The sequence below is a fragment of the Streptomyces sp. Isolate_45 genome (assembly GCF_024721315.2).
Lineage (GTDB): Bacteria > Actinomycetota > Actinomycetes > Streptomycetales > Streptomycetaceae > Streptomyces.
This window is the reverse complement of sequence record NZ_JANFAK020000224.1, coordinates 1-10,918: the sequence shown is the minus strand read 5'-3', so window position 1 is coordinate 10,918 and position 10,918 is coordinate 1. Positions and strand designations below refer to the sequence as shown.

Genomic DNA, 10,918 nt, shown 5'->3' with positions numbered 1-10,918 from the left:
GTCAGGGTCGGATGGCCGCCCGCGCCCCCCTTCGTCTGGGGACTGCGGTTCTGGCCCCCGGCCGGCGGGATCGACGAGGCGGCCCGGCTGCTCGGCGGCGCGCCCGCCCCGGTCCGCGCCGCCTTCGTCCTGCACCGCCTGGACGGACTGCCCGAGGAGGCCGTCGTACGGCTGCTCGGCGCGGCCGGCGCCACCGACGCGGCCGACGGGGTCCGCGAAGCCCTTGCCGTACCCGTCGACGAAACGCTCCTGCGAACGCTGCGCACACCGGAGTTCGACTCCAGCGTGGTCAGCACCCGCCCCACCGACCTGCTGCGCCGCCGCCGCAGGGTCCGCGCCGGGTGGGCCGCGGTGGCGGCACTGGCCCTGGCCGGCGGGGTCCTCGTCGCCGACGGGAACCCGGCCGGAACCCCGGCCGCACCCGCCGCCGGGCCGGTCGCCGCCGGGGTCCTCGACCCCGCCCGACTGGTCCGGGTCCCCGCCGAGGCCTGGGCCGACACCGCCCGGGTCGACTTCACCGCCTGGCCCGCCCGCGGCGCCCGCACCACCGACCGGTCCCTCCTCGCCCGGGCCCTCGGCGCCTGGGCGGCCCGGCCCGGCGGCGTCACCGTCTCCGCCGCCCCGGGCACCGCCACCGATCCGCCGGCGCACCACCCCCAGCTGCTGTACGCCGGAAACGTTCCGGGCGCGGGGGCCGGGCAGGACGGGCGGACCCGGGCGGTGGTGCTGCTCCTCGACGGCGACCGCGTCGTCCGCTACACCGAGTACCCCGGGTACACCGAAGACGACTCCGGCCCCCGCGGCCGGAGCCTCGACTTCGCCCGCACCGACGAGGCCGGTGTCACCACCGCCGCCGCGCTCGCCCTCGGGGCGAACGCCGACGGGCAGCCCGCGCGCTACCTGCTCGCCCCCTGGATCGCCGCCGCCGGCACCCGCGACCTGCTCCGCCCCGGGGACGGCACCACCGCGCTCGCCGTCGGCGCCGACGGGGTGACGGCCCCGGCCGCGGTGCCCCGTACCGCCGGTGCCTGCGACGCCTGGCCCGCGCTCGAACTGACCTCCTCCGCCCGGATCGTGGAGAAGCACTCCTTCGTCCTCGCCGACCTGGGCACGCCGACCCCCGTCCACCTCACCTACACCCCGCTCCCCGACGGGCCCGGGGCCGTCGCCGCCCGTCAGCCCCGCGAGGCCACCGGCGCCGCCGCCCGCGCGGCCTGGGCACCCGTGGCCTGCCGGCTGCGGGAGCTGCGCGGGGGCGGCGTACGGGCCGTCAACGTCTGGGACTTCGCCGCCTCCGAACTCCCCGACGGCGCCGGCCGGGCGGTGTGGACCTGCACCCGCGCCTCCGGATGGGCCGGACCGGGCGACGTCCTCGTCCAGCTGCGGCTGCCCGCCGGGCCGCCGCAGGACGTCACGCGGGCCCGGTCCACCGCCGCCTGCGGACGATTCGGCCAACACCTCCTCGCGGGCACCCGCTGGCGCTCCCCGGCCGGCCGCTGGTACCTCATCGCCGCCGGGAGCCGCGAGGTCGCCGGCATCAGCGCGTCCGGCGCGGTCCGCGCGGAGGCGAACGGCCGCACCCTGACCGCCCCGGCCGCCGCGGAGGGCGCCCCGGTGTCCCTCACGGCCCGCCTCGCGAGCGGCGGCCGGATCACCGCCCTCGACGCCGCGGGGGGCGGCCGCGACTGACGCGTCGGGGGTGGGCGCCGGCGGGGGTTGACCGTCGGCGGGCCCGGGGCGCCACCGGGCGTTGACCGTCGCGGGGACCGGGGCGTCCCGGTGGGGCGGTCCGTCGGGGCCGTCCGGCCCCCGGACGACGGTCGGGGGCCTGGTCCACCGCCTGTAGCATGGGCCCATCGCGAGGGCCGTGACGGAGAGGTCACGACCCTCGCTTTTGCGTTACGTCCACCCCGACAAAATGCGGCGCGTGCCCTTTCGGCGGTTCGATACGATGAACCCCATCACAATCCGTCACCGGCACATCGTCACCGCATGAACGAAATGGAGCATCCGAGGATGGCTCGACACCTGATCACCAGCGCGCTTCCGTACATCAACGGGATCAAGCACCTGGGCAACATGGTCGGGTCGATGCTTCCGGCGGATGTGTACTCCCGGTACCTCCGCCAGCGCGGCCACGACGTCCTGTACATCTGCGCCACCGACGAGCACGGCACCCCCGCCGAACTCGCCGCGAAGGAAGCCGGCATCTCCGTCGCCGACTTCTGCGCGCAGGCCCACGACGCCCAGAAGGCGGTCTACGACGGCTTCGCGCTGTCCTTCGACTACTTCGGCCGCAGCTCCTCCCGGCAGAACGCCGAGATCACCCAGCACTTCGCGCGGAAGCTCCAGGAGAACGGCTTCATCGAGGAGCGGGCGATCCGGCAGGTCTACTCGCCCGCCGACGAACGCTTCCTGCCGGACCGCTACGTCGAGGGCACCTGTCCGCACTGCGGCTACGACAAGGCCCGCGGCGACCAGTGCGAGAACTGCACCCGCGTCCTGGACCCCACGGACCTGATCGAGCCCCGCTCGGCCATCTCCGGCTCCACCGAGCTGGAGGTCCGCGAGACCAAGCACCTCTTCCTCCTCCAGTCGAAGCTCCAGGTCGAGGTGGAGGCCTGGGTCGCCGAGCACGAGGAGGAGTGGCCGCAGCTGGCTTCCTCCATCGCCCGCAAGTGGCTGACCGAGGGCCTGCACGACCGCGCGATCACCCGTGACCTCGACTGGGGTGTCCCGGTCCCGGCCGACACGTGGCCCGAACTGGCCGCCGACGGCAAGGTCTTCTACGTCTGGTTCGACGCCCCGATCGAGTACATCGCCTCCACCAAGGAGTGGGCGGACGCCGACCCGGCCAACCGCGACTACAAGTCCTGGTGGTACGAGGCCGAGGACGTGCGCTACACGCAGTTCATGGCCAAGGACAACGTCCCGTTCCACACGGTGATGTTCCCGGCCACCGAGCTCGGCACCCGCGAGCCGTGGAAGAAGGTCGACTACGTCAAGGCCTTCAACTGGCTGACGTACTACGGCGGCAAGTTCTCCACCTCGCAGAAGCGCGGCGTCTTCACCGACCAGGCCCTCGCCATCCTCCCGGCCGACTACTGGCGCTACTTCCTCATCGCCAACGCGCCCGAGTCCGACGACTCGTCCTTCACGTGGGAGCACTTCGCCGCCACGGTCAACAAGGACCTTGCCGACACCCTCGGCAACTTCGTCAACCGCGTCCTGTCCTTCTCCCGCAAGCGCTTCGGCGACGACGTCCCCGCGGGCAACCAGGCCGGCGAGGTCGAGGCGAAGCTCGGCGGACAGATCGCCGAACTGCTGGCCGAGTACGAGGGCCACATGGAAACCCTCCAGTACCGCAAGGCCGCCGCCGCGCTGCGCGCCCTGTGGTCGGCCGGCAACTCCTACCTGGAGGAGAAGGCCCCCTGGCTGGAGATCAAGACCGACCCGGAGGGCGCGGCGCTCACCCTGCGCACCGCGATGAACCTCATCCACCTCTACTCGGTGGTCTCCGAGCCCTTCATCCCCGCCTCGGCACAGGCCATGCGCTCCGCGTTCTCCCTCGCCGACGACACCGCGACGTGGGTGACGCCGGAGCAGGCGAAGGCGCTGGACGCGGTACCGGCCGGAACCCCGTTCACCGTGCCGCCGGTGCTCTTCGCGAAGATCACCGAGGAGGACCTGGAGTCCTACCGCGAGCGCTTCGGCGGCTCCCCGGAGGCCTGAGGCCCGGCGCACCGGGGCCCGAGGGCCCGCGCACGACCGCCCGGAGGGGCGCGTCCCGTCACGGGACGCGCCCCTCCGGCGCGTCCGGGGCGGCGGGAGGTAGGGGAAACCCCACCACGAAGAGGCCACTTGGGCGTGCAGACCCGAAGGGGGCCGCGCGGCTGGAATGGACCCATGACCCCTTCCCGTACCGCCCGGTGGACCGCCGGCTGGCTGCTCGCCGCCGTCTGGGCGTTCTCCTTCCCGCTGTTCTCCTCCCTCGGGCCGCACCGGCTGTGGGGCTGGTGCGCCGGAGCCGGATACCTCGCCGCCGCCGGCGCCACGGCCCTCGGCCGGCGCCGCGCGGCGCTCGGCGCGGCCCTGCTCGGGGCGGTCGTCGTACCGCTGGTGTACCTGGTGCTGACGGGCCAGGGGCAATCCGAGGTCGGCGTCATCGAACGGTCCGGGCGACTCCTGCTGCGGACCGGACACATCTACGTCGACCGGCCCGCCGGAGTCGAGGAGTACACCCCCTACCTCCCGGGCATGGCGCTCCTCGGCGTCCCCCGCGCCCTGCTGGACGGCGCCTTCGGAGCCGGCGGGAGCTGGGTCGTGCGGCCGCTGGGCGATGCCCGGATCTGGTGCGCGGCCGTGCTGTTCGGTGCCCTGTGGGCCGGCCGCGGGCTCCTCGGCGGGGCCCGCTCGCCCCTGCTGCCGGTGTTGGTGGCCTCACCGGTGGTCGCGCTGCCGCTGGTGGTGAGCGGGGTGGACCTGCCGCTGGCGGGTCTGTGCTGCCTGGCGCTCGCCGCGGCCGGATCAGGGCGGCCCGGGTTGTCCGGGCTGGCGCTCGCCGCGGCGTGCGCCCTCAAGTGGACCGCGCTGCCCGCGGTGGCGGTCGCCGTCGCGCTGCTCGGGTCCCTCCGGGGCGCGCGGGCCGCAGTGCGCTGCGCGGCCGTCGCCGCCGCGGGTACGGCCGCGCTGGTGTTGCCGGGCCTGCTGCTCCAGCCGGCGGAGCTGTGGCGGCAGGTGTTCGCCTTCCCCACGGGCCGCGCGGACGTACCCACCCCGGCGAGCAGCCCCCTGCCCGGGCACCTGCTGGCCGGCCTGGGCTCCTGGGGCTGGTACCTGACGGTGGGTCTGTTGGCGCTCGGGGGACTGGCCGTCGCCGTCTCGCTGGTGGTGCGCCCGCCGCGGACGGTCCTGGCCGCCGCGCACCGGCTCGCCCTCGGCCTCACCCTGGCCTTCCTGCTGGCCCCGGCGGGCCGCTTCGGCTACCTGGCGCTCCCGGTCCTGCTGGTGGCCTGGGCCCGCTCCGCGGCCCCGGCCGGCGCGTCCCGCGTGGTGGCCCGCTCCCGAACACGGGTGGAGCCGGCCGAAGTCCGGTGAGGGCCCTCACCGCCCCGATCGGCCCCGCCGCCGGCCGCCCTCCGTGCGGCGGGCGACGCCGTCGGCGGCGACCGCGTCATGGGCGGGGGCCCGGCCGGGCACGGGCGTTCCGGCGGCCGTCCGGGAGGAACGGCTCAGGCCCCGGCGGAATCGCGGAGGTGGGCGAGGACCGCCAGGACGCGCCGGTTGCCCTCGGTGGGGTCCAGCTCCAGCTTCGAGAAGATGCTGCCGGCGTGCTTGACCACCGAGGCCTCCGTGATGAAGAGGCGCTCCGCGACCGTCTGGTTGTTGAGCCCCTCGGCGATCAGCGCCAGCACCTCCCGCTCGCGCGGGGTGAGGCGGCCGAGGGGTCGGTCCCGCGGGGCGGGGGCGAGCAGCACGCGGACCACCTCCGGGTCGATGACCGTCTGCCCGGCGTGGACCCGCCGCAGGGCGTCGAGGAACTCGGTGACCTCGCCGACCCGGTCCTTGAGCAGGTACCCCAGCCCGGCGGCCGGACCGGCGGAGAACAACTGGGTCGCGTACGCCGTCGCCACGTACTGGGACAGGACCAGCACCGGCAACGAGGCGTCCCGTGAGCGCAGTTCCAACGCCGCGCGCAGTCCTTCGTCGCGCAGACCGGGCGGCATCCGTACGTCCGTGACGACCACGTCCGGCCGCTCGGCCGCCACGGCCCGCAGCAGCTCGGGGGCGTCGCCGACGGCCGCCAGGACCCGGTGGCCGCCGAGCGTCAGCAACTCCGAAAGCCCCGCGCGCAGCAGCACCGAGTCCTCCGCGAGGATCACCCGGAGCACGGCACCTCCACCCGGAGTTCCGTCGGCCCGCCCACCGGACTGGACACCATCAGCCTGCCCTGCAACATCGCCACCCTGTCCGCGAGACCCGCCAGGCCCGCCCCCGCGCCGGGATCCGCCCCGCCGCGGCCGTCGTCGGTGATGGTGAGGGTGAGCCGGCCGCCCTCGACCCTACCGGCGACGCCGACGTGCGAGGCGCCGCTGTGCTTCGCGGCGTTGGCGAGCGCCTCGGTGACGGTGAAGTAGGCGGTGGTCTCCACCGGTTCGGGCAGCCGGGGCACCGGCAGGTCGACCGTCACCGGCACCGGATGACGCAGGGCCACCTCGGCGACTGCCGCAGCCAGGCCGTGGTCGGTCAGCACCTGCGGGTGGATCCCCCGCACCAGGTCCCGCAGTTGCTCCAGGGCGAGCTTCGCCTCGCCGCGCCCACGCCGCACGAGGTCCGCCGCGCCGGCCGCCGCCGGCACGGCGCGCAGTTCCATCTCGGCCAGACCCAGCGTCATGCTGAGCGCGACCAGTTGCTGCTGCGCCCCGTCGTGCAGGTCCCGCTCGATCCGTCGCCGTTCCGCCTCGAAGGCGTCGACCAGCCGGACCCGGGAGCGCGTCAGCTCCAGCACCCTGCCGTCCTCCTCGCGCGGACCCAGCAGCAGCCGGGCGACCTTCACCTGCGCCCCGGCGAGCAGCGCGCCCGCGTACGCGGCGACCACCAACCCCACCAGCCCCACCGCCGTACCGGCCAGACCCTCGACGGGATCCGCCACCGCCCGGCCGGGTATCAGCATCACCGTGTCCGGGGCGATGGCCCACACGATGACGGGCGTGGCGACCAGGATCGCCGAGCCCGCGAGCAGCGTGATCACCCCGAAGCCGGCCGCCCCGAAGACGGGCCCGAGGAGCGCGGCGTACCCGAACTCCCGCCAGGTGGCCCGCTCCCTCAGCCGTGTCCGCAGCCAGGCGGGCGCGCCGGCCCCGCCCAGGTTGGTGTGCGGATCCGCGACCGGGGCCGGATCGACCCAGCGCAGCCGCCGCCGCTCCAGCTCCCCGAGCGGGACCACGCCGGCCACGGCCGTCAGCAGCAGCACCAGCCCGATCCCGACCACGGACAACAACACCCCGAGCCCGACGAGCGCCGCCAGCAACACCAGCACCACGTACCCGAGCACGGCTCCGCTCCCGAGGTACGCCCAGCAGCGCCACGGCCACCACGACCCGAGGAACGCCGTCGGCCGGCGCGACGCGCCCCACACGGCGACGGGCGCGTCGCCGCCGGACGCCTCCTCGACGGACCCCACTACGCGCGGACGGCCGCGTCGGCGACCGCCGCGGTCAGCAGGGGGGACGGCGTCCCGTGCCAGGAGACGGCCAGCGCGTCACGGGCCCGCGTGCAGGCGACGAACAGCAGGCAGTGCTCGGCGGTCAGGTCGCTCTGGTGCTGCAACGGATCCACCTGCGCGGGCGTGACCTGGGGCGGGAACGGCACCACGCCCTCCGCGACGCCCACCACCGCCACGCAGCGGAATTCCAGCCCCTTCATGGCGTGCATCGTCGCCACCCGTACCCCGCTCACCGACGGCCCGGTGGCGTCCTTCACCGCGACCACGGGAACGCCGTCGCGCCGCAGCCGCCCGATCACCGCGTCGACCATCGTGTTGAAACGGGCGCACACCGCGATGTCGGACGGAGCCACGTCGTCCGCCTCGATCCAGGAGCGGACCTGCTCCACCAGGGCGGTCAACTCCTCCTCCTGGCTCCGCCAGCCGCGCGCCGACGGCGCCCTGCCGCGGAGTTCGGAACGGTAGCCGGCCAGGCTGTCCGCCGCGCCGGTCTCGTCGTCCTCGCCGAGCCGCCCGATGCGCCGGCCGTCCAACAGCGCGGACGACCACACCAGGATCTCCTCCGTGCTGCGGTAGTTGAGCCGCAGGCGGGTGGAACGACCCGTGACGTGCACCCCCAGGGACCGCAGCGAGACCCGGGAGTCGTAGATGCGCTGGTGCGGGTCCCCGACGATGAACAGGTCGTCGGGGCCCGCCGCGACGCTCGCCCGCAGCACCCGCCACTGGGCCGGATGGAGGTCCTGCGCCTCGTCGACGACGACGTGCGCGTACCGGGGCGCCGAGGTGGCCATCAGCTCCGCGGCCCGGGCGCACAGTTGCGTGTACGTCGCGGTGTCCCGGGAGGACACGACCGCCGTGAACTCGCTCATGGCCCGCCACAGCTGTTCGCGCTGCACCGGGCCGACCGGCGTCCCGCGCCCCTTGCGCGGCACCCGCTGGTACTCCTGAGCCGTGCGGACGTCCTGCGCCAGCACGACGTGCCGCAGCTCCTGCGAGAGGAACTGCTCCGACCAGGGCAGCTCATGACGCTTGCGGATGCCGGCCCACACACTGCGTTCCGCGGCGGTCCCCAGGGGCTTGGGGACGCGGCCCCGTGCCTCCCGGATGACGCGGGAGGCCAGCGAGTCCACCGTCGTCACGTCGACACGGGACAGCAGGGCGGCGTCGGCCTCCCCGAGGAGGAGCGCGAGGTTCTGCCGCAACGTCTCCGCCATGGCGTTGGTGTACGTGGTCAGCAGGATCCGGCCGGCGTCCTCCTGGCCGCCCCTCTCCCGGCCGCCGCCGCGCAGCAGGTGTCGTACCCGGTGCAGGGCGGCGACCGTCTTCCCGGTGCCGGGGCCACCGGTGACCTGCGCCGGCCCGGAGTAGCTCGGCACGTAGGCCATGCGGCGCTGCGCGGGGTGCAGGAACACCCGCCAGCGGGCGAAGTCGTCGGCGAGCACGCGGTCCAGTTCGTCGGGGCCGGACACGTCGACGATGCGGTGCGGTGTGCTGCGGATCGCCTCGGCGAGGTCGGCGGGCCGCCACGCCCCGGACCCGGTCGCGGCGGGCCGGCGCGCCGCGATGAGCTGCTCCCACACGTCCTCGGGGCTGAACCCCTCGGCGAGGTGGTCCAGCACCTCGTGCTGGTCGGCGGGCATCAGGGGAGGCGCCACCAGCCTCAGGTCGTCGCGGTCCACGCACAACCGGGCCAGCCGCAGGGTCTGTTCGTCGATGCCGAGGTCACGCAGCACGGTGTCCGATTGGGCGGCGAAGAGCCGGGCCGGGGCCGTCTCCGCCTTGTGCTCGAAGAACGGTCGCATGTCCTCCAGCGCCGCCACGTTGCGCACTTCCAGCCCGCCGGTGGCCGAGTTCACCGAGTACGCGCGCTTGCGCGCCCAGGCGATCGCGTCGTCGTGGTGGGCCACCCGCACCAGCAGGAAGGTGTCGCTGCCGTCGTCCGGGGCCAGCACCACCCCCCGGTACGCCTGGGTGATGCGGATCGTCCTGATCCGCGGGTCCCGGGGATGTCGTAGCTGTTCCAGGTGCAGCCCCTTGCCCGCGTGCAGCTGCGCGACCGTGAGCTGCTGGAACATGCGGACGGCGTCGCGGACCGCGGAGCGGACGTGCTTCTCCAGACCGTCGTACTCGTCGAAGAACTCCTCCGAGATGGCGAGTCGGGGCATGGGTCTCCTCTGTGCGGGCGGTATGGAGCGGGCTGGAGCAAGCCTACGTACGCGGCGGCGGGGTGGCACGCCGCGCCGGGAGGCGACGGGGCGATCGGGCCGCGGAACGAGCGACCGGCCAACGGCCGAGAGTTGACTTCCGATCAGGTCGTCCGCGAGGGCGTCGGGGACGGCCACCCGGCCGGCGCCGGTCGGTGGGGTGCGCGGGCCGTCGGCCGGTGGGCCCCGCTCCCGGCGGCTCCGCCACCACCTGGAGGCGAGCGTTCGGCGCGGGCCGGTCGGCGCGTTCCCGGCCGGCCCGCAAGGGCCCGCCGGCGGCTGCCCGTAGGTGACCGACGAGTAAGGGGGTATGGCGAAATGTCGGTTGTAGGCGCTGCTAGGGTCGGCTCCGTGTGCTGAGTCACACGCTGTGGAGCGGGGGCGTGGGGGTCGGGACATCGGCCCGCCGGGCAGCGGCGTGGGGACCTCCGGCCTGCCACGCAACGGCGAGCAGCTTCCATGGGGTGACGTGTGAGTTCTTGGGACGTCGAGTCGATCGACGACGGTATCCGACCGGTCGATTCGGCCCACGAGTACGGTGACGGACTCAGCGTCCGGGTCGGGGACGTCCGTCCCTACCGGCCCGCGAACCCGGAGTCGGTGTACGGGCTGCGGGCCGACGACGACATCGTCGCCTGCACCGTGTCGCTGACGAACGGCACCCCGTCCGCGTTCGACCTCCCGGGCATCGAGCTCGTGATCCGCTGCGGCGCCAACGGCAAGGCCGCGCGCAGGATCCTGGACGACGACTCCGCCGTGCTCGACGAGAACCTGGCGGGCACGCTGCGGCCGGGCCGCACGGTGTCCGCCACGTGGGCCTACAGCGTTCCCCCGGGGACGGAGGGCCTGCTCGACATCGAGGTGTGCTTCCCGTCCCGGCTCGAACGGGACAGCATCACCTTCACGACGGACGCCACGACGCAGGCGCAGGCACCGCTTCGGGCGGCGACACGGGCACCGGCCGCGCCCGAGGGGCCCGTCGTGGTCCCGCCCCCTGCTCCCGCGCCGACTCCGGACGTCGCACACCCGGTGGTCACGCCCCCGGCCGCAGGCCCCTGGGTGCCCGCGCCCCGCCAGGAGCCCGTGGCCTCGCGGCCCGCCGCTTCGGCGCCCCCGGAATGGACCCCCGCACCGGGCCCCGAGGACGCGTCCGCACCGTCCCACGGAACGGGACCGGTCCCGGGGTTCGGGCCGGCTCCCGCTTACGAAGCCGCCCCGGCACCCGGCTACGATCCCGCCGCGGCCCCGGCCTACGGCTCGCCCCGGGGCCCGGCCCCGGGTTACGGGTTCGCTCAGGCCTACGGGGCGGCTCCGGCGGCCGAGCCCACACCGATCCACGCGCCCACACCGATCCACGCGCCCGCGCCGGCGCCGATTCCGGCTGCGGCTCCGGCCTCGCCGCCGACGTCGCCCCCGACCCATGGGCCCGCGCCGTTCCCCGAGCCCGCGCCGACCCCGGCCCCCGAGCGCGCGCCGGCCCCCGAGCGCG

At 75.1% G+C, this 10,918-nt stretch carries 6 protein-coding genes and 1 pseudogene; 4 read left to right on the top strand and 3 right to left on the bottom strand.

Annotated elements, in window-relative coordinates:
- The 3 genes from NOD94_RS37660 to NOD94_RS37650 form a co-directional block, all read left to right on the top strand.
- A partial coding sequence (locus NOD94_RS37660) for a hypothetical protein (RefSeq protein WP_281210748.1) occupies positions 1-1,689 on the top strand: 1,689 nt, incomplete at its 5' end.
- Between the two features lie 327 nt (positions 1,690-2,016).
- Positions 2,017-3,732, top strand: a complete 1,716-nt coding sequence (gene metG, locus NOD94_RS37655; protein WP_281210749.1) for a methionine--tRNA ligase — start codon at positions 2,017-2,019, stop codon at positions 3,730-3,732.
- A gap of 174 nt (positions 3,733-3,906) precedes the next feature.
- Positions 3,907-5,097, top strand: a complete 1,191-nt coding sequence (locus NOD94_RS37650) for a glycosyltransferase 87 family protein (protein WP_281210747.1) — start codon at positions 3,907-3,909, stop codon at positions 5,095-5,097.
- A 134-nt stretch (positions 5,098-5,231) separates the two neighbouring features.
- Here the strand turns inward: NOD94_RS37650 and NOD94_RS37645 are convergent, their stop codons facing one another.
- The 3 genes from NOD94_RS37645 to NOD94_RS37635 are packed head-to-tail and all read right to left on the bottom strand — an operon-like array spanning position 5,232 to position 9,390.
- Entirely contained in the window at positions 5,232-5,891 is a 660-nt protein-coding gene (locus NOD94_RS37645) for a response regulator transcription factor (RefSeq protein ID WP_281210746.1), read from the bottom strand.
- Positions 5,879-7,183, bottom strand: a complete 1,305-nt coding sequence (locus NOD94_RS37640) for a sensor histidine kinase (protein ID WP_281210745.1) — start codon at positions 7,181-7,183, stop codon at positions 5,879-5,881. Before NOD94_RS37640 ends, NOD94_RS37645 begins: the two co-directional genes overlap by 13 nt.
- Positions 7,183-9,390, bottom strand: coding sequence for a UvrD-helicase domain-containing protein (locus NOD94_RS37635; RefSeq protein WP_281210744.1), 2,208 nt, complete (start codon positions 9,388-9,390; stop codon positions 7,183-7,185). The genes NOD94_RS37640 and NOD94_RS37635 overlap by 1 nt, the downstream gene beginning before the upstream one ends.
- A gap of 510 nt (positions 9,391-9,900) precedes the next feature.
- Between NOD94_RS37635 and NOD94_RS37630 the strand changes: the two are divergent.
- A pseudogene (locus tag NOD94_RS37630) lies at positions 9,901-10,918 on the top strand (hypothetical protein); the annotation flags it as partial.